Consider the following 22,134-nt stretch of genomic DNA (forward strand, 5'->3'; position numbering starts at 1 on the left):
ATGTTGAACGAGTCCGAGCACAGCACGTCCGCCACGTCCACCAGCGACGACGGGGCGGAACAGCCCTCGTCGTGGCGCCTTCTCGTGCAGGCGCCCGAGGCGGAGCAGGAACAGCTGCTGGTGGAACTGGTCGGACGGGCCGCTGCCGCGGTCTTGCGCCGTGCCGCGGGTGAGGTGGTGGCGGCCGACCGGCCGTTCCTGGAGCTGGGCTTCGACTCCATCGCCGCGGTGGACCTGCACGCGAAGCTGACGGAGGCGACCGGGCTGCACCTGCCCATCACGCTGGTGTTCGACTACCCGACGCCGGCCGCCGTCGCGCGGTACCTGCGCGCGGAGGCGCTGGGGCTGTCCGCCGCCCCGATCCTGCCGCCCAGCGCCAACACCGCCTCGGACGAGCCGATCGCGATCGTGTCGATGGCGTGCCGGTTCCCCGGCGGCCTCGCCTCGCCGGAGGACCTGTGGCGCTTCGTCGCCGACGGCGGTGACGCGATCAGCGGGCTGCCCACGAACCGCGGCTGGGACCTGGAAGGTCTCTACGACCCCGATCCCGAGCACCAGGGCACGACCTACACCCGCGAAGGCGGGTTCCTGCACGACGCCGACCGGTTCGACCCCGCGTTCTTCGGGATCTCGCCGCGGGAGGCGATCGCGATGGACCCCCAGCAGCGGCTGCTGCTGGAGACGTCGTGGGAAGTGCTGGAACGGGCCGGGATCGACCCCGGAACGCTGCGGGGCAGCGCGACCGCGGTGTACGTGGGAGCGGAGCAGCAGGAGTACGGGCCGCGGCTGGCCGACGCGCAGGGGCACGAGGGTTCGCTGCTGACCGGCAACACGGCCAGCGTCGCCTCGGGGCGCATCGCCTACACGCTCGGCCTCGAAGGTCCCGCCCTCACCGTCGACACCGCCTGCTCCGCGTCGCTGGTCGCCCTGCACCTGGCCGTGCAGACGCTGCGCCGCGGCGAGTCCTCGCTCGCGTTCGCGGGCGGCGCGGCCGTGATGGCCAGTCCCGGCTCGCTCGTCGCGTTCAGCAGGCAGCGCGGCCTCGCGCCCGACGGCCGCTGCAAGGCGTTCTCCTCCTCCGCCGACGGGACCGGCTGGTCCGAGGGCGTCGGCATGGTGCTGCTGGAAAGGCTTTCCGACGCCGAGCGCAACGGGCACCCGGTGCTCGCGCTCATCCGCGGCTCCGCGGTCAACCAGGACGGCGCCTCCAACGGGCTGACCGCGCCGAACGGGCCCGCGCAGCAGCGGGTCATCCACCAGGCGCTGGTCGACGCGGAGCTGACCACCGCAGACGTCGACGTGGTCGAGGCGCACGGCACCGGCACGGTGCTCGGCGACCCGATCGAGGCCCAGGCCATCCTGGCGACCTACGGCCAGGAGCGCGGGACGCCGCTGCTGCTCGGGTCGCTCAAGTCCAACCTCGGCCACACCCAGGCCGCCGCCGGTGTCGCGGGCGTCATCAAGATGGTCATGGCGCTGCGGAACGAACTCCTGCCGCGGACCCTGCACGTCGACCGCCCGTCGCCGCACGTCGACTGGTCCGCCGGATCCGTGCGGCTGCTCACCGAGGCGACGCCGTGGCCCGCGGGCGATCGACCGCGCCGCGCCGGTGTGTCCGCCTTCGGCATCAGCGGCACCAACGCGCACACCATCATCGAGGAGTACCGCGGCGCGACCGTCGAGGTCCCGACCCCGACCCGCGCCCCCGGCGTGCTGCCGTGGGTGCTGTCCGCCAAGTCGCCCGAGGCGCTCGCCGACCAGGCGCGGCACCTGCTGGGGCACCTGGGCGAGCGGCCCGAGCTGTCCGAAGTGGACGTCGGCTTCTCGCTGGCCACCTCCCGCGTCGCGTTCGACCACCGGGCCGCCGTCGTCGGCTCGACCCCCGAGGAACTCCGCGAGGCGCTCACCGCGCTCGCCGACGGGACCTCGTCACCGGCCGTGCTCACGGGCACCGTGACACCCGGCAAGGTCGCCTTCCTGTTCACCGGCCAGGGTTCGCAGCGGCTGGGCATGGGCCGTGAGCTGCACGAGGCGTTCCCGGTGTTCGCCGCCGCGTTCGACGACGCCTGCCGCCACCTCGACGTGCACCTGGACCTGCCGCTGCGCGACGTCGTCTTCGGCGACGACGCGGACCTGCTGGACCGCACCGAGTACACGCAGCCCGCGCTGTTCGCGATCGAGGTCGCGCTGTTCCGCACGCTGGAGTCGTGGGGCGTGCGCCCGCACTACCTGACGGGCCACTCCATCGGCGAGATCGCCGCCGCGCATGTCGCGGGCGTGCTGTCGCTGGACGACGCGTGCGCGCTCGTCGCGGCCCGAGGCCGGTTGATGCAGGCGCTGCCCGGTGGCGGCGCCATGGTCGCGTTGCAGGCGTCCGAGGAGGAAATTCTCGCGCTGCTGGACGACACCGTGTCGATCGCCGCGGTCAACGGGCCCGATTCCGTTGTCGTCGCCGGTGACGAGGACGCCGTCGAGCGGATCGTCGCCCACTTCACCGACCGGAAGTCCAAGCGGCTCACCGTGTCGCACGCGTTCCACTCGCCGCGCATGGACGCGATGCTGGAGGAGTTCAGCTGGATCACCGAGGTCCTGAAGTACTCGCCACCGCGGACGCCGATCGTCTCCACGGTGACCGGGAAGGTGATCTCCGCCGAAGAGCTGTGCTCGCCGGAGTACTGGGTGCGGCACGCGCGCCAGGCCGTGCGGTTCGCCGACGCGGTCACCACCCTGGTGGGCCTTGGCGTGTCCACGTTCGTCGAGCTGGGCCCGGACGCCGTGCTCACCGCCATGGCCGCCGAGTCCGCGCCCGGCACCGAGCTGGTCCCGACGGTGCGCAAGGGCCGTTCCGAGGCCACCGGCCTGGTGCGGGCGGTCGGCGGGCTGCACGTGTCCGGCGTCCGCGTCGACTGGAGCGGGCTGTTCGCCGGGACCGGCGCCCGTCGGGTCGACCTGCCGACGTACGCGTTCCAGCGCGAGGGCTTCTGGCTCGACGGGGGATCCGCGCCCGCCGCGGTCGACCGGCACGAAGCCGACTTCTGGGCCGCGGTCGACCGCGGCGACCTGGACTCGCTCGCCTCGGAGCTGTCGTTGAACGACTCCGGGGCCCTTGCCGATCTGCTGCCCACGCTGGCCAAGTGGCGCCGCGGCAGGGCGCAGGCGTCCACTGTGGACTCCTGGCGCCACCGCGTCACGTGGACCAGGCTGCCGGAGTCGTCCGGCCGGATCACCGGTCGCTGGCTCGTCATCGCGGACGAGGACTTCTCCTGGCTCGCCGAGCGCGGGCTCGCCGTCGTGCGGATCGAGCCGTCCACCGATCGCGCCGCGCTGGCGGAAGCGCTTGCGGCCGCCGGATCCTTCGACGGCGTGCTGTCGCTGTCCACCGATGTGGTCGAGACCGTCGTGCTGGTGCAGGCACTCGGTGACGCGGGTGTCGGCGCGCCGCTGTGGTGCGCGACCCGAGGTGCCGTGTCGACCGGTCGCGGTGACGACGTGGACCCGGCGCTGACCCAGATCTGGGGCGTGGGCCGGGTCGTCGCGCTGGAGCACCCCGAACGCTGGGGCGGCTTGGTCGACCTGCCCGCCGTCGTCGACGACCGGGTGCTGGACCGGCTCGTGTCCGTGCTCGCGGGCACCGAGGACCAGGTCGCGATCCGCGGCACCCGCGTGTTCGGCCGCAGGCTGGTCCAGGCGCCCGCGAAGAACACCGGCGACTGGACGCCGCGCGGCACGGTCCTGGTGACCGGTGGCACGGGCGCGCTCGGCACCCAGGTGGCCCGTTGGCTGGCCGGCGCCGGTGCCGAACGGCTGGTGCTCACATCCCGCCGCGGCCTGGACGCGCCGGGTGCCGAAGAGCTGCTGGAACTGGGGATTCCCGTCGTGGTGGCCGCGTGCGACGTGGCCGACCGGGACGCGCTGAAGGCGCTGCTGGAGGAGTACCCGCCGGACGCCGTCGTGCACGCCGCCGGTGTCGACTCGCTGGTGCCGCTGGCCGAGCAGGACCTAGACGAGTTCCGGAGCGTCGTCGCGGCGAAGTTCGCTGGCGCGGCGAACCTGGACGAGCTGCTCGGCGACCGGGAGCTGGACGCGTTCGTGCTGTTCTCCTCCATCGCCAGCACCTGGGGCAGTGGCGGACAGGCCGCGTACGGCGCGGCGAACGCCTACCTGGACGGACTGGCCGAGTCGCGCCGGGCCCGCGGGCTGACCGCGCTGTCGGTGGCCTGGGGCGCCTGGGCGGGCGCGGGCATGGCGACCGTCGAGGACGTGGAGGAGCACCTGCGGCTGCGCGGTGTCCGCGCGATGGCGCCGGAACTGGCGATGGCCGCGCTGCGCCAGGCGATCGCGCTCGACGAGGGCACGATCACCGTCGCCGACGTGGACTGGGCGCGGTTCGTGCCGATCTTCACCTCCGAGCGGCTCAGCCCGCTGCTGCGCGATCTGCCGCAGGCGCGCGACGCGCTCGCCGCCGCGCCCGGCGAAGCGGACAACGGCCTGCCCGCGCGGCTGGCCGGGCTCGCCGAACCGGAGCAGCGCAACCTCGTGCTGGACCTGGTGCGCACGCACGCCGCCGCGGTGCTCGGGCACTCGTCCGGCGACGCGGTCGAGCCGGGCAAGGCCTTCAAGGAGCTGGGCTTCGACTCGCTGACCGCCGTGGAGTTCCGCGGCGTGATCGCGGCCGAGACCGGACTCGCGCTGCCCGCGACCCTGGTGTTCGACTACCCGACGCCGGTCGCGCTGGCCGAGCACCTGCGCTCCGAGTTGGTCGGCTCACGGCCAGTGGCCCTGGCCACCGGCACATCCGCCGCCGGCGTGGACGAGCCGATCGCGATCGTGGCGATGGCCTGCCGCTTCCCCGGTGGCGTCGCGTCGCCGGAACAGCTGTGGGACCTGGTGTTCGAGGGCACCGACACGGTCGGCGGCTTCCCGACCGACCGCGGCTGGGACCTGGCGAACCTCTACGACGCCGACCCCGACGCGGCGGGCAAGTCCTACACCCGCGAAGGCGCGTTCCTCTACGAGGCCGGGGAGTTCGACCCGGCGTTCTTCGGCATCTCGCCCCGTGAAGCCCTCGCCATGGACCCGCAGCAGCGGCTGCTGCTGGAGACCTCGTGGGAGGTGTTCGAGCGCGCGGGCATCGACCCCGACTCCCTGCGGGGCGGCCAGGTCGGCGTGTTCGCGGGCAGCAACGGCCAGGACTACGGCACCCAGCTGCGGTCGCTGCCCGCCGAGCTGGAGGGCTACTTCGGCACCGGCAACGCGGCGAGCGTCGCGTCCGGCCGCATCTCCTACACGTTCGGCTTCGAAGGCCCCGCGGTCACGGTCGACACGGCCTGCTCGTCGTCGTTGGTGGCACTGCACCTCGCGGTGCAGGCGCTGCGCGGCGGCGAGTGCTCGCTGGCGCTGGCCGGTGGTGTGACGATCATGTCGACGCCCGCCGCGTTCGTGGACTTCTCGCGACAGCGCGGACTCGCGCCCAACGGGCGCTGCAAGGCGTTCGCCGCCGGTGCCGACGGCACCGCCTGGGGCGAGGGTGTCGGCATGCTGCTCGTCGAACGCTTGTCCGACGCGCAGCGCAACGGCCACCAGGTGCTCGCAGTGGTCCGGGGCAGTGCGATCAACCAGGACGGCGCGTCCAACGGGCTGACCGCCCCGAACGGTCCGTCGCAGCAACGGGTCATCCGCCAGGCGCTGGCCAACGCCGGACTGTCCTCTTCGGACGTCGACGTCGTGGAGGCGCACGGCACGGGAACGGCGCTGGGCGATCCCATCGAGGCGCAGGCGTTGCTCGCGACCTACGGCCAGGACCGGCGGCACCCGCTGCTGCTGGGCTCGGTCAAGACGAACATCGGCCACACGCAGGCCGCCGCCGGAGTCGCCGCCGTGATCAAGATGGTCATGGCGATGCGGCACGGCGTGGTGCCCAAGACGCTGCACGTCGACTCGCCCTCACCGCAGGTGGACTGGACGGCCGGGGCGGTCGACCTGGTCACCGAGCGGGTGTCCTGGCCCGAGACCGACCGGCCGCGCCGCGTGGGCGTGTCGTCGTTCGGGTTCAGCGGCACCAACGCCCACGCGATCCTGGAGCAGGCGCCGATCACCGACGAGCCCGCGGTGTCGCGGCCCACGCCGGTCGTGGTGCCGGTGGTGCTGTCGGCGAAGTCGCCGGAAGCCCTGCGGGCGCAAGCCACCGCGCTGCTGGACGACCTGGCGGACGCGACCGACCTCGGCTACGCGCTCGCCACCGGCCGGGCGCTGCTGGAGCACCGCGCGGTGCTCGCGGTGTCCGACCAGGAGGAGCTGCGCCAGGGCCTGGAGGCCTTGGCGTACGCCGAGTCCACGCCCGCCACGACCGGGCGGCTCGCGTTCCTGTTCACCGGACAGGGTTCGCAGCGGCTCGGCATGGGCCGCGACCTCTACGGGTCGTTCCCGGTGTTCGCGGACGCGTTCGACGACGTGTGCGCCGCGCTCGACGTGCCGCTGCTGGACGTGGTGTTCGGCGACGACCCCGACGTGCTCGACCGCACCGAGTTCACCCAACCAGCGCTGTTCGCGCTGGAAGTGGCGCTGTACCGGCTGGTCGAGTCGTGGGGTGTGCGGCCGGACTTCCTGGCCGGGCACTCGATCGGCGAGATCGCCGCGGCCCACGTCTCCGGCGTGCTGTCGCTGGCCGACGCCGCGAAGCTCGTCAGCGCCCGCGGCAAGCTGATGCAGGCACTTCCGTCCGGTGGCGCGATGGTGGCGCTGCGGGCGAGTGAGGACGAGGTCCGCCCGCTGCTGGACGACACCGTGTCGATCGCCGCGGTCAACGGGCCGAATTCCGTCGTCATCGCCGGTGACGAGGACTCCGTCGAGCTGGTCGTGGCGGAGTTCCCGGACCGCGAGTCCAAGCGGCTCACCGTGTCGCACGCGTTCCACTCGCCGCTGATGGAGCCGATGCTCGACGATTTCCGCGCCGTCGTCTCGACGCTGGTGTTCGACGAGTCGCGCATCCCGATCGTGTCGACCGTGGACACCGAACTACCGATGACGGACCCGGAGTACTGGGTGCGGCACGTGCGCGAGACCGTCCGGTTCGCCGACGCGGTGCGCACGCTGGAGACGCGGGGCGTGCGGACGTTCGTGGAGCTGGGCCCCGACGGGGTGCTGACCGCGATGGGCGCGGACAGCGTCGTGGACGCCGAGCTGATCGCCGCGCTGCGCCGCGACCGGGTGGAGACCCGGCACCTGGTCGAGGCCATCGGCGCCGCGCACACCCGCGGTGTGCCGGTCGACTGGTCGGTGTTCTTCGACGGCGGCGCGGCGCGGCGGGTCGACCTGCCGACGTACCCGTTCCAGCGCGAGCGGTTCTGGCTGACCGGTGACGACGTGCCGGTGGTCGACGGCGACGAGGCCGAGTTCTGGGCCGCTGTCGAGAGCCACGACCTGACCGCGCTCGGCTCCTCGCTGTCGTTGGAGGACTCGGAGGCCTTCGCCTCGGCACTGCCGGTGCTGGCCAGGTGGCGCAGAGCCCGACAGGGTTCGTCCACTGTGGACACCTGGCGGTATCGCGTCGAGTGGCGTCGGGTGTCGGAGTCCGGCACCCGCGCGACCGGCCGCTGGCTGCTCGTCGGTCCCGCCGAGACCGAGCTGGTCGACGGGTTGGCCGCCCGCGGGCTGGACCTGGTGCGGGTCGACGCGTCGACCGACCGGGTCGCGCTGGCCGCGGCGCTGGTCGCCGTCGGCGCGCTCGACGGTGTGCTGTCGCTGTCGGGCGACGTGATCGAGACCGCCGTCCTGGTGCAGGCACTGGGTGACGCGGGGGTCGACGCGCGCCTGTGGTGCGCCACCAGCGCCGCCGTGTCGACCGGACCCGACGACGCCGTCGTGGTGCCGGAGCGGACCGCGGTCTGGGGCTTCGGCCGCACGGCCGCGCTGGAGCACCCGGACCGGTGGGGCGGTCTCGTCGACCTGCCGCCGGAGCTGGACGCCAAGGCGCTGGACCGGCTGGTCAAGGTGCTCGCGGGCGGTGAGGACCAGGTCGCGATCCGCGCGTCCCGCGTGGTCGGCCGACGGCTCGCCCAGGCCCCGGCCGGGGTCGGGGCCGAGTGGTCGCCGCGCGGCACGGTGCTGGTCACCGGCGGTACCGGCGCGCTGGGCGGGCAGGTGGCCCGCTGGCTGGCCGGTGCGGGCGCCGAGCACCTGGTGCTGACCTCGCGCCGGGGCGTCGACGCTCCTGGCGCCGCCGAGCTGGTGGCCGAGCTGACCGGGCTGGGCGCCCGCGTCTCCGTCGAGGCGTGCGACGTCGCCGACCGGGAAGCCTTGAAGGCGCTGCTGGACGAGTACCCGCCGGACGCCGTCGTGCACACCGCGGGCATCGAGGCGCTGACCCCGCTCGCCGAGCACGACATGGCCGACTTCCGCCGGGTGCTCGCCGCCAAGGTCGTCGGTGCGGCGAACCTCGATGAGCTGCTCGGCGACCGCGAGCTGGACGCGTTCGTGCTCTACTCGTCGATCGCCAGCACGTGGGGCAGTGGCGGCCAGACCTCCTACGCCGCAGCGAACGCCTACCTGGACGGTCTCGCCGAGTCCCGCCGGGCACGTGGGCTGACCGCGCTGTCGGTCGCCTGGGGCGCCTGGGCCGGTGGCGGCATGGCCGCCGAGGACGAGGTCGAGGAGCACCTGAGGCTGCGCGGTGTCCGGCTGATGGCGCCGGAACTGGCCGTGTTCGCGCTGCGGCAGGCGGTCGGGCTCGACGAGGGCCTGGTCACCGTCGCGGACGTGGAGTGGGAGCGGTTCGCGCCGCTGTTCACCTCCGCGCGGCCGAGCCCGCTGCTGCGCGACCTCCCAGCGGTCCGCCAAGCGCTCGCGCAGACTCCCGTCTCCGGCGCGTCGGCGCTGGTGGCGAAGCTGACCCCGTTGGACGAGGCCGAGCAACGCCACGAAGTGCTGGAACTGGTGCGCGCGCAAGTCGCCTCCGTGCTCGGGCACGCGACCGTGGACGCGGTCGAGCCGACGCGGGCGTTCAAGGAGCTGGGGTTCGACTCGCTGACCGCCGTGGAACTGCGCGGCTCGATCGCGAAGGTCACCGGCCTGCGGCTGCCCGCGACGCTCATCTTCGACTACCCGACGCCGCTCGTGCTCGCCGAGCACCTGCGCGGCGAACTGGTCGGCTCGCGCCCGGAAGCGCTGGTAGCGCACGACATCGCGCAACGCGCGGACGAGCCGATTGCGATCGTGGCGATGGCCTGCCGGTTCCCCGGCGGGGTCGCGTCGCCGGAACAGCTGTGGGACCTGGTCGCGGGCGGTGTCGACACCATCGGCGGCTTCCCGACCGACCGCGGCTGGGACCTGGCGAACCTCTACGACCCGGACCCCGACCACGAGGGCAAGTCCTACGTGCTCCAGGGCGCTTTCCTGGACGACGTCAGCAGGTTCGACCCGGCGTTCTTCGGGATCTCGCCCCGCGAGGCGCTGGCGATGGACCCGCAGCAGCGGTTGCTGCTGGAGACGTCGTGGGAGGCGTTCGAACGCGCGGGCATCGACCCGGACTCCCTGCGGGGCAGCCAGGTCGGTGTGTTCGCCGGGACGAACGGCCAGGACTACCTGGACCTGGTGCCGGGCATCCCGACCGGGCTCGAAGGGCACGTCGGCACGGGCAACGCGGCCAGCGTGTTCTCCGGCCGCATCTCCTACACGTTCGGGCTGGAGGGCCCGGCCGTCACGGTCGACACGGCGTGCTCGTCCTCGCTGGTGGCCCTGCACCTCGCGGTGCAGGCGCTGCGGGCGGGTGAGTGCTCGCTGGCGCTCGCCGGTGGTGTGACGGTCATGTCCACGCCGATCGCGTTCATCGACTTCTCCCGCCAGCGCGGGCTCGCCACCGATGGCCGCTGCAAGGCGTTCGCGGCCGGTGCGGACGGCACGGCGTGGGGCGAGGGTGTCGGCATGCTGCTCGTCGAGCGGCTGTCGGACGCGCGGCGCAACGGGCACGAGGTCCTTGCTGTCGTACGGGGTTCCGCGATCAACCAGGACGGCGCGTCCAACGGGCTCACCGCTCCCAACGGCCCGTCGCAGCAACGGGTCATCCGCAAGGCGCTGGCGAACGCCGGACTGTCCACTTCGGACGTCGACGTTGTCGAGGCGCACGGCACGGGCACGGCGCTGGGCGACCCGATCGAGGCTCAGGCCCTGCTCGCGACCTACGGCCAGGACCGGATCACGCCGCTGCTCCTCGGATCGCTCAAGTCCAACATCGGTCACACGCAGGCGGCGGCCGGTGTCGCGGCCGTGATCAAGTCGGTCATGGCGATGCGGCACGGGATCGTGCCCAAGACGCTGCACGTGGACGAGCCGTCGCACGAGGTCGAGTGGTCCGCCGGGATGGTCGACCTGGCGACCGAGGCCGTCGCGTGGCCGGAGACCGGGCGGGTGCGCCGGGTCGGCGTGTCCTCGTTCGGGTTCAGCGGCACCAACGCGCACGCCATCCTGGAGCAGGCCCCGGTCGTGGTGGCCGCGAGTGAGCGGGTCGCACCGCCGGTCGTGCCGGTGGTGCTCACGGCCAAGACTTCCGAGGCGTTGCGGGCACAGGCCGTGGCGCTGCTGGCGAACGACTCCGACCTGAACGACCTCGGGTTCTCGCTGGCCACCGGCCGGTCGCGCCTCGCGCACCGGGCCGTCCTCGCGGTCTCCGACCACGACGAACTGCGCCGGGGCCTGGAAGCCCTGGCGGCCGGCGATTCCACCGAGGCGTCGGCCGGACGGCTGGCGTTCCTGTTCACCGGTCAGGGCAGCCAGCGGGCCGGGATGGGCCGCGGGCTGTACGACGCGTTCCCGGTGTTCGCCGCGGCGTTCGACGCGGTGGCGGCGCTGGTGGACGTGCGGATCGACGATCAGGAGATCCTGGACCGCACGGAGTTCGCGCAGCCCGCGTTGTTCGCGTTGGAAGTGGCTCTCTATCGACTTGTCGAGTCGTGGGGTGTGCGGCCGGACTTCCTGGCCGGGCACTCGATCGGCGAGATCGCGGCTGCTCACGTGGCCGGTGTGCTGTCACTGGAAGACGCGGCGAAGCTGGTCGGTGCCCGTGGTCGGCTGATGCAGGCGCTGCCCGCCGGTGGCGCGATGGTCGCCTTGCAGGCGACTGAGGACGAGGTGCTGCCACTACTTGGTAACACTGTTTCGATCGCGGCGGTCAACGGGCCGACCTCGGTCGTCGTCGCGGGTGCGGAAGCCGCGGTCGACGAGGTCGTCGCGCACTTCGCGGACCGCAAGTCCAAGCGGCTGGCCGTGTCGCACGCGTTCCACTCGCCGTTGATGGACCCGATGCTGGACGAGTTCCGCGCGGTGGTCTCGACGTTGACGTTCAACGCCCCGAAGATCCCGCTGCTGGGTGATGTCACGGACCCGGAGTACTGGGTGCGGCACGTGCGCGGCACGGTGCGGTTCGCGGACGCGGTCACGACCCTGGAAGCGCAGGGCGTGCGGACGTTCCTGGAACTGGGCCCGGACGGCGTGCTCACGGCGATGGGCGCCGACAGCGCCACCGACGCGGTGCTGATCGCCGGACTGCGCAAGGACCGCGACGAGGCCAAAAACCTGGTCGCGGCGGTCGGCGCGGCGCACAGCCGCGGCGTGTCGGTGGACTGGGCGGCGTTCTTCGTCGGGACCGGTGCCCGACGGGTCGACCTGCCCACCTACCGGTTCCAGCGCGAACGGTTCTGGCTGGAGAGCGAGAGTGTGGCGGGCGATGTGACGTCCGCGGGCCTCGGCGACGCCGACCACCCGCTGCTCGCCGCGGTGCTGCGCACCCCCGACGGCGGTGTGCTCGGCACGACCAGGCTGGCCGTGGGCACGCACCGCTGGCTGGGTGACCACGTCGTGGCGGGCGCGGTCGTCGTGCCCGGCACCGCGCTGGTCGAACTGGCCATCCGCACCGGCGACGAGGTCGGCTCGGGGCACGTGGAGGAGTTGCTGCTCCAAGCTCCGCTGATCCTCCCCGAGGGCGGCGCGGTCAACGTGCACATCGTCCTCGACCCCGCCGACGCCTCCGGTCGCCGTTCCATCACGTTGTCCGCGCAGCCCGACGGCGGCGACTGGACGACCCACGCGGTCGGTGTGCTCGCCGAGGTGGCGCAAGCGCCCGACTTCGACCTCACGACCTGGCCGCCCGCCGCGACCGCGGTGGAACTCGGCTCGGTGTACGAGGACCTGGCAGGCGCCGGACTCGCCTACGGGCCGGTGTTCCAGGGTCTCAGGGCCGCGTGGCGCGACGGCGACGACGTGTTCGTCGAGGCCGCGCTGCCCGAGTCCGAGCACAAGGCCGCCGCGGGCTTCGGGGTGCACCCGGCGCTGCTGGACTCGGTGCTGCACGGCATCGGGATCGGCGGCGCGCAGTCCGCCGCGCTCCCGTTCTCCTGGAACGGTGTCAGCCTCTTCGCGGCCGGTGCCTCCGTCGTCCGGGCCCGGATCTCCCCGTCCGGCAACGGCGACGCGGTGTCCGTGCGCGTCGCCGACGAAGCGGGCAGCCCGGTCGCGCACGTCGAGTCGCTGGCCCTGCGACCGATCTCCGGTGAGCGGTTCGCCACGACCGGCGACGACTCGCTGTTCCGCGTCGAGTGGGTGTCCGGCCCGAACGCGGGTGAGTCCACTGTGGACGACGTCACGGTGCTGGTCGTGCCGGACGGCACGACGCGCGAGGTGACCGGCCACGTGCTGGTGGAGATCCAGTCGTTCCTCGCCACCGGCGACGGCACCCTCGTGCTGGTGACCGGCGGGAGCCTCGGCCAGGCGGGTGTTCCGGGGCTGGTGCGGTCGGCGCAGGCCGAGCACCCGGACCGGATCGTGCTGGTGTACGCCGAGTCCTGCGCCGAGATCCACGCGGAGCTGCCGGCGATCCTGGCGACCGGCGAACCGGAGGTCGCCCTGCGCGACGGCGTGGCCCTCGTGCCGCGCCTGGCACGGGCCACCGCGGCCGCCGAGCCGATCGCGCTCGACCCCGACGGCACCGTGCTGATCACCGGCGGAACCGGTGGCCTCGGCGCGGCGCTGGCCCGCCACCTGGTGACCGAGCACGGCGTGCAGCGCCTGCTGCTCACCTCCCGCCGCGGTCCCGCCGCACCCGGCGCCGCCGAACTGGTGGCCGAGCTGGCCGCGCACGTGGAAGTCGTGGCGTGCGATGTGGCCGACCGCGACGCGCTGGCCGCGCTGCTGGCGTCCATCGACCCCGCCCACCCGCTGACCGGCGTCGTGCACACCGCCGGTGTGCTGGACGACGGCGTCCTGGAATCGCTGACGCCCCAACGCCTCGACGCGGTGTTCGCGCCGAAGGTCGACGCCGCGTGGCACCTGCACGAACTCACCGACGACCTCGCCCTGTTCGCCCTGTTCTCCTCGACCTCGGGTGTGCTCGGGTCGCCGGGGCAGGCGAACTACGGTGCGGCCAACACCGTGCTCGACGCGCTCGCGACGCACCGGCACTCGCTCGGCCTGCCCGCGGTGTCCCTGGCCTGGGGCCTGTGGGACCAGCACTCCGGCATGGGCGCGGCGCTCTCCGACGCCGACCTGGCCCGCATCGCCCGCTCCGGCATGCCCGCACTGGGCATCGACGAGGGCATGGCGCTGTTCGACCGCGCCCTGCTCGTCGGCGAACCGGTCGTGGTGCCCGCGAAGCTCGACCTCGCCGCACTGCGCGCCACCGGCCAGGTCCAGCACGCGTTGCGCGGCCTGGTCCGGATGCCGCGGCGACGGATCGCCGCCGGTGCTTCCGGTGCGGCGGCGGCACCCTGGGTCGCCCGGCTCGCCGGACTGCCGAGCACCGACCAGGAACGGCTGCTGGTCGACCTGGTGCGGGCGCAGGTCGCGACGGTGCTGGGCTTCGGCTCGGCCGACGACATCAACCCCGCGCGCGGCCTGGTCGAACTCGGCCTGGACTCGCTGTCGGCGGTGGAGTTGCGCAACGCGGTCAGTGCGGCCACCGGCCTGCGGCTGCCCGCGACGCTGGTCTTCGACTACCCGACGGCCACCGCGCTCGGCGCGCACCTGCGCACCGAACTGGTGGGTGAGGAGGAGGACACCGAGCAGTTCACCGCGGTCTCGATCGGCACCGACGAGCCGATCGCGATCGTCGGCATGGCCTGCCGCTACCCCGGCGGGGTCTCCTCGCCCGAGGACCTGTGGCGCCTGGTCGACTCCGGCACCGACGCCATCTCCTGGTTCCCGACCAACCGCGGCTGGGACGTGGAAGGCCTGTACGACCCGGATCCCGACGCGGTCGGCAAGACCTACACCCGCTCCGGCGGCTTCCTGCACGACGCGGGCCTGTTCGACCCCGCCCTGTTCGGCATCTCGCAGCGCGAGGCGCTGGCCATGGACCCGCAGCAGCGGTTGCTGCTGGAGACGTCCTGGGAGGCCGTCGAACGGGCGGGCATCGACGTGGCGTCGTTGCGCGGCAGCAGGACCGGCGTGTTCGCGGGCCTGATGTACCACGACTACGCCACCGGTCTCACCGCCATCCCGGAGGAGGTCAGCGGCTACGTCGGCACCGGCATCTCCGGCAGCGTGCTGTCCGGCCGCGTCTCCTACACGTTCGGGCTCGAAGGCCCAGCGGTCACGGTCGACACTGCGTGCTCCTCTTCGCTGGTGGCGATCCACCTCGCGGTGCAGGCGCTGCGGTCCGGCGAGTGCTCGCTGGCACTGGCCGGTGGTGTCACCGTCATGGCGACCCCCGAGACGTTCGTGGACTTCTCCCGCCAGCGCGGCCTGTCCGCCGACGGCCGGTCGAAGGCCTTCTCCGCTTCGGCGGACGGCGTCGGCTGGGCCGAGGGCGTCGGCATGGTGCTCGTCGAGCGCCTGTCCGACGCGCAGCGCAACGGCCACGAGGTCCTTGCGGTCGTCCGCGGCTCGGCGGTGAACCAGGACGGCGCGTCGAGCACGCTGACAGCGCCGAACGGCCCGTCGCAGCAGCGGGTGATCCGCCAGGCGCTCGCCAACGCCGGTCTGTCCACTTCGGACATCGACGTGATCGAGGCGCACGGCACCGGCACCAGGCTGGGTGACCCGATCGAGGCGCAGGCCGTGCTGGCCACCTACGGCCAGGACCGCGAACGCCCGGTGCTGCTCGGCGCGCTCAAGTCGAACGTCGGCCACACGCAGGCAGCGGCCGGTGTCGGTGGCGTGATCAAGATGGTGGAGGCGATCCGCCGCGGCATCGCCCCGAGGACGCTGCACGCCGACGAGCCGTCGCCGCACGTCGACTGGGCCTCCGGTGCCGTCGAACTGCTGACCGAGGCGACCACGTGGCCCGAGACCGGGCGTCCGCGCCGGGCCGCGGTGTCCGCGTTCGGCATCGGCGGCACCAACGCGCACACGATCATCGAGCAAGCGCCATCTGCGCACGCGCAGAAGATCGAACGCAATCCGCTGTCCGCGGTGCCCGTCGTGCTATCCGGTAAGACGGCTGCCGCTGTCCGCAGTCAGGCTGATCGACTGCTTGCCGCGTTGGACCCGTCCGTGAACCTCGCCGACGTCGGCTTCTCGTCGGTGACCACGCGGACCTCCCTGGACCACCGCGCCGTCGTGGTCGCGTCCGACCACACCGAACTGCGGCAGGGCCTCGAAGCGCTCACGTCCGGTTCGGTCGTGGGTGGGCGGCTCGCGTTCCTGTTCACCGGCCAGGGTTCGCAGCGCGTCGGCATGGGCCGTGAGCTGCACCGGGCGTTCCCGGTGTTCGCCGAGGCGTTCGACGCCGTCGCGGCACTGGTGGACGTCCGGCTGGACGAATCCCTGGACCGGACCGAGTTCGCGCAGCCCGCGTTGTTCGCGTTGGAAGTGGCTCTCTACCGACTTGTCGAGTCGTGGGGTGTGCGCCCGGACTTCCTGGCAGGCCACTCAATCGGTGAGATCGCCGCTGCTCACGTGGCCGGGGTGCTCTCGCTGGAAGACGCGGCGAAGCTGGTCGGTGAACGTGGTCGGCTGATGCAGGCGCTGCCCGCCGGTGGGTCGATGGTCGCGTTGCAGGCGACGGAGGCTGAGGTCACGCCGCATCTGACCGACCTCGTGTCGATCGCGGCGATCAATGGACCTTCGTCGATCGTGATCGCCGGTGACGAAGACGCGGTGGCGCAGGTGGTCGCGGAGTTCGCGGACCGGAAGTCCAAGCGGCTGGCCGTGTCGCACGCGTTCCACTCGCCGTTGATGGACCCGATGCTGGACGAGTTCCGCGCGGTGGTCTCAACCTTGACGTTCAACATCCCGAAGATCCCGATGCTGGGCGATGTCACGGACCTGGAGTACTGGGTGCGGCACGTCCGGGACGCGGTGCGGTTCGCCGACGCGGTGACCACGCTGGAGGACAAGGGCGTCACGACGTTCCTGGAGCTGGGCCCGGACGGCGTGCTGACCGCGATGGGCCAGGAGTCCGTGCGCGAGGCCGAGCTGGTGTCGGCGCAACGCAAGGACCGGTCCGAGGTCACCTCGCTGCTGAAGGCACTGGGCGCGTTGCACGTGCGAGGCCAGGCCGTAGACTGGGCCGCCTACTTCGCGGGCTCCGGCGCACGGAAGACCGCACTGCCGACGTACGCGTTCCAGCACGAGTGGTTCTGGCTCAGCTCGCAGGTCGCGCCCGTGGTCGACGAGGCCGAGTTCTGGGCCATCGTCGACAACGGCGACCTGGCGGCGGCTGTGGACGCGCTGCCCGAGCTGGTGGAACGGCGCGCAGGATCGGCCTGGACGTACCGGGTCGAGTGGCAGCCCGTCACCCCGACGGGCCGGGCCACCGGTCGATGGCTGGTGGTGTCGGAGGAAGACGAGACCGCGCTGGTCGGCGGATTGACCGCGCGCGGCCTGGACGTCGTGGTGGCCGAGCCGACCGTGGTGCCGGTGGGGGAGTTCGACGGCGTCCTTTCGCTGGTCACCGACGTGCTCGCCGCCGTGGGCCTGGTGCGGAACGTCGACGCGCCGCTGTGGTTCGCGACCCGCGGAGCGGTGACGACCGGTCGGGACGACGTCGTGGTGACGCCCGAACTCGCGCAGCTCTGGGGCCTCGGCCGGGTCGTCGCGCTGGAGCACTCCGCCCGCTGGGGCGGACTGGTAGACCTCCCGGAACTCGACGAGCGGGCCCTGGACCGGCTGGTCGCCGTGCTGGCGGGCGGTGAGGACCAGGTCGCCGTCCGACCGTCCGGCGTCTTCGGCAGGCGGTTGGTGGCGACCCGAGGCGGAACCACCGACTGGACCCCGCGCGGCACGGTCCTGGTGACCGGTGGTACGGGCGCCCTGGGTGGGCGAGTCGCCCGCTGGCTGGCCGAGGCCGGTGCCGAGCGGTTGGTGCTGACGTCCCGTCGCGGCTTGGACGCGCCGGGTGCTGCGGACTTGCTGGAACTGGGGATTCCCGTCGTGGTGGCCGCGTGCGACGTGGCTGACCGGGACGCGTTGAAGGCGCTGCTGGACGAGTATCCGCCGGACGCCGTCGTGCACGCGGCGGGCATCGAGGCCTTCTCGCCGTTGGCGGAGCAGGACTTGGCCGAGTTCGAAGGTGTGCTGGCCGCCAAGGTCGCCGGCGCGAAGAACCTGGACGAACTGGTCGGCGACGTCGACGCGTTCGTGCTGTTCTCCTCCATCGCGGGCACCTGGGGCGCGGGCGGGCAGGCGGCCTACGCCGCGGCCAACGCCTACCTCGACGGTCTCGCCGACTCGCGGCGCTCCCGCGGTCTCGCCGCGACGTCGATCGCCTGGGGCGCCTGGGCCGACGGCGGCATGGCCACCGAGGGCGACGCCGAGGAACACCTGCGGGCGCAGGGCATCCGCCCGATGGCGCCGGAACGCGCGTTGACCGCGCTGCGCCGGGCCGTCGGTTCGGACGTCGGCGTGCAGACCGTCGCCGACATCGACTGGGAGCGGTTCGCGCCGCTGTTCACGTCCGTGCGGCCGAGTCCGCTGCTGGCCGACCTCCCGCAGGCGCGGCAGGCGCTGTCGACCGCGCCGGTCGGCGACTCGGGCATGGTGGCCCGGCTGACCGGCCTGGCGGAGGCCGAGCAGCGGCACGTGCTGCTGGAACTGGTCCGGGACCAGGTCGTGGCCGTCCTCGGTGACGGCGCGGTCGTGGAATCGGGGCTGGCGTTCAAGGAACTGGGCTTCGACTCGCTGACCGCCGTGGAGTTCCGCGGCGCGATCGGCACCGCGACCGGGCTGAAGCTGCCCGCGACGCTGGTGTTCGACTACCCGACCCCGGCCGTGCTGGCCGAACACCTGCGTGCCGAACTCGTCGGCACCAGGCCGGAAGCGCTGGCCACGGCCGACGTCGCCGGGCGGGTCGACGAGCCGATCGCGATCGTGGCGATGGCCTGCCGCTTCCCCGGTGGCGTGGCGTCGCCGGAACAGCTGTGGGAGCTGCTGGAGCAGGGCCGGGACGCGATGACCGGGTTCCCGACCGACCGCGGCTGGGACCTGGCGAACATCTACGACCCGGACCCCGACCACGAGGGCACCTCCTACGTGGTCGAGGGCGCTTTCGTCGACCGCGTCAGCGAGTTCGACCCGGCGTTCTTCGGGATTTCCCCGCGGGAGGCCACCGCGATGGACCCGCAGCAGCGGTTGCTGCTGGAGACCACCTGGGAGGCGTTCGAACGCGCGGGCATCGACCCGACGTCCGTGCGCGGCGGCCAGGTCGGCGTGTTCGCGGGCACCAACGGCCAGGACTACCTCGACCTGCTCCCCCGGATCCCCGACGGCCTCGAAGGCCATGTCGGCACCGGCAACGCGGCGAGCGTCGTGTCCGGCCGCATCTCCTACACCTTCGGGCTGGAAGGCCCGGCGGTCACGGTCGACACGGCGTGCTCCTCCTCGTTGGTGGCACTGCACCTGGCGGTGCAGGCGCTGCGGTCCGGTGAGTGCTCGCTGGCTTTGGCCGGCGGTGTGACGATCATGTCGACACCCGCTGCTTTCGTGGACTTCTCACGGCAGCGCGGACTTGCGGTCGACGGCCGCTGCAAGGCGTTCGCGGACGGCGCGGACGGCACGGCCTGGGGCGAGGGCGTGGGCATGCTGCTCGTCGAGCGGCTGTCGGACGCGCAGCGCAACGGGCACGAGGTGCTCGCGGTGGTGCGGGGGAGTGCGATCAACCAGGACGGCGCGTCCAACGGTTTGACCGCGCCGAACGGCCCTTCGCAGCAACGCGTGATCCGCAAGGCGCTCGCCGGTTCCGGACTGTCCTCTTCGGACGTCGACGTCGTGGAAGCGCACGGCACGGGCACCGCGCTGGGCGACCCGATCGAGGCGCAGGCGTTGCTCGCGACGTACGGCCAGGACCGGACCACGCCGCTGTTGCTGGGGTCGGTCAAGTCGAACATCGGTCACACGCAGGCCGCCGCCGGTGTCGCCGCGGTGATCAAGGCCGTCATGGCGATGCGGCACGGGGTCGTGCCCAAGACGCTGCACGTGGCCGAGCCGACGCACGAGGTGGAGTGGTCCGCCGGGATGGTCGACCTGGTCACCGAGTCGGTGCCGTGGCCGGCAACCGGACGGGTCCGCCGGGTCGGTGTGTCGTCGTTCGGCTTCAGCGGCACCAACGCCCACGCGATCCTTGAGCAGGCTCCGATCTTCGAAGCGCCGGTCGTGCAGCGGGTCGAACCGAGGGTCGTGCCGGTCGTGCTGTCCGGCAAGACGCCGGAAGCGTTGCGGGCCCAGGCTTCCGCGCTGCTCGACACCACAGCCGACCTGACCGACCTCGGTTTCTCGCTGGCCACCGGTCGGGCGCGGCTGGAGCACCGGGCGGTGCTCGCGGTCTCCTCCGCGGACGACCTGCGGCACGGCTTGGAAGCCGTCGTCGAGGGGGAGTCCACGGCTGCCAGTGAGGGACGGCTGGCGTTCCTGTTCACCGGTCAGGGTTCGCAGCGGATCGGGATGGGCCGGGAGCTGCACAGCGCGTTCCCGGTGTTCGCCGACGCGTTCGACGCGGTGGCGGCGCTGGTGGACGTGCGGATCGACGACCAGGAAGTGCTGGACCGCACCGAGTTCACCCAACCCGCGCTGTTCGCACTGGAGGTGGCTCTCTACCGCCTTGTCGAGTCATGGGGTGTGCGGCCGGACTTCCTGGCCGGGCACTCGATCGGCGAGATCGCGGCCGCCCACGTGGCCGGTGTGCTGTCGCTGGAGGACGCGGCCACGTTGGTCAACGCCCGCGCCCGGTTGATGCAGGCGCTGCCCGCCGGTGGCGCGATGGTCGCTTTGCAGGCGACCGAGGACGAAGTCACGCCGCACTTGACCGACCTGGTGTCGATCGCGGCGATCAACGGACCGACCTCCATCGTGATCGCCGGTGACGAAAACGCGGTGGCGCAGGTGGTCGCGGAGTTCGCGGACCGGAAGTCCAAGCGGCTGGCCGTATCGCACGCGTTCCACTCGCCGTTGATGGACCCGATGCTGGACGAGTTCCGCGCCGTGGTCTCGACGTTGACGTTCAACGCCCCGAAGATCCCGCTGCTGGGTGATGTCACGGACCCGGAGTACTGGGTACGGCACGTGCGCGGCACGGTCCGCTTCGCCGAGGCCGTGACCAGCCTGGAGGCCAAGGGCGTCACGACGTTCCTGGAGTTGGGCCCGGACGGCGTGCTGACCGCGATGGGTGCCGAGAGCGCCGCGGACGCGGTGCTGATCGCCGGGCAGCGCAAGGACCGCGACGAGGTCACGACCCTGGTCCAAGCCGTCGGCGCGGCGCACAGCCGCGGCGTCCCGGTCGACTGGGCCGCCTACTTCGCCGGATCCGGCGCGCGGCGGATCGACCTGCCGACGTACGCGTTCCAGCGCGAGCGCTTCTGGATGGAGGGTTCCGGCTCGGTCGGCGACGTGTCGTCGGCGGGCCTGGCCCCGGCCGGGCACCCGCTGCTCGGCGCGGTGCTGCCGATGCCCGACGGCGGAGTCCTCGCCACGGCACGGCTTTCGGTCGGCACGCACGGCTGGCTCGGCGACCACGTCGTGGCCGGTGCCGTGGTGGTGCCGGGGACCGCGCTGGTCGAACTGGTCGTCCGGGTGGGCGACGAGGTCGGCTGCGGCCACCTGGAGGAGTTGCTGCTGCAAGAACCCCTGGTCCTGCCGGAACGCGGCGGCGTCAGCCTGCACGTGGCGGTCGGCGAGGACGAGGACGGTCGTCGGGCGGTCACCGTGCTCTCCCGGCCGGACGGCGACGAGGTGCGCTGGACGACCCACGTCACCGGCTTCGTCACCGACGGGACCACGACGCCGGACTTCGACCTGGCGACCTGGCCGCCGACCGGCGCGACCGCGCTGGACGTGACGGACCTCTACGCCGAACTGGCGCAGGGCGGACTGGCCTACGGGCCGGTGTTCCAGGGCCTCACGGCGGCGTGGCGCGACGGCGACGACGTGTACGCCGAGGTCGTGCTGCCGGAATCCGAACAGCGCCAGGCCGCCGGGTTCGGCGTGCACCCGGCGTTGCTGGACTCCGTGCTGCACGCGATCGGGATCGGCCAGACCGGGCCGGGCGCGCTGCCGTTCTCCTGGAACGGCGTGAGCCTGTTCGCCGCGGGCGCTTCGGTGCTGCGGGCCAGGATCTCGCCGACCGGCCGCGGTGGCGCGGTGTCCGTATCGGCCGCGGACGGCACCGGGTCGCCGGTGGTCCGCGTCGACTCGCTGGTGCTGCGCGAGATCAGCCCCGACCGGATCGACCGCAAGGCCGCGGACCCGCTGTACGGCGTCGAGTGGACGCCCGCGCCCACCGACGACGTGGCGCCGGACTCGGACGCCCAGGTGCTGGTCGTGCCGACCGGCGACCTGCACGACGTCGTGGCCGGTGTGCTGGCCGACCTCCAGGAGTTCCTGGCGGGCGACCGCGAAACCCTGCTCGTCGTCACGTCCGGCGCGGTGTCGGTGTCCGGCGAGGACGTGGACCCGACGCAGGCCGCCGTGTCCGGCCTGGTCCGCTCAGCGCAGTCCGAGCACCCGGACCGGATCGTGCTGCTGGACATCGACGAGCCCGCGCTCGCGGGTGTGGTCGGAGCGGTCGAGCCCGAGATGGCGGTGCGCGCGGGCACGGTGTTCGTGCCGCGACTGGTGCCGCTGGCGTTGGGGGCCAAGAAGACCCTCGACGGCACGGTGCTGGTCACCGGCGGCACGGGCGGCCTGGGCGCGGAACTGGCCCGGCACCTCGTGGCCGAG

At 72.9% G+C, this 22,134-nt stretch carries 1 protein-coding gene (only partly in view); it reads left to right on the plus strand.

The genetic code is table 11. The annotated features are described in order from the left end of the window. A protein-coding gene (locus RM788_RS38720; RefSeq protein ID WP_315924538.1) for a type I polyketide synthase crosses the window boundary here: on the plus strand, positions 1–22,134 show its 5' portion. The gene runs 5,613 nt beyond the window's last position; the window shows 22,134 of its 27,747 coding nt (coding positions 1–22,134); it begins with the start codon at positions 1–3; its stop codon lies off the right edge, out of view.

Source organism: Umezawaea sp. Da 62-37, from assembly GCF_032460545.1.
Lineage (GTDB): Bacteria > Actinomycetota > Actinomycetes > Mycobacteriales > Pseudonocardiaceae > Umezawaea.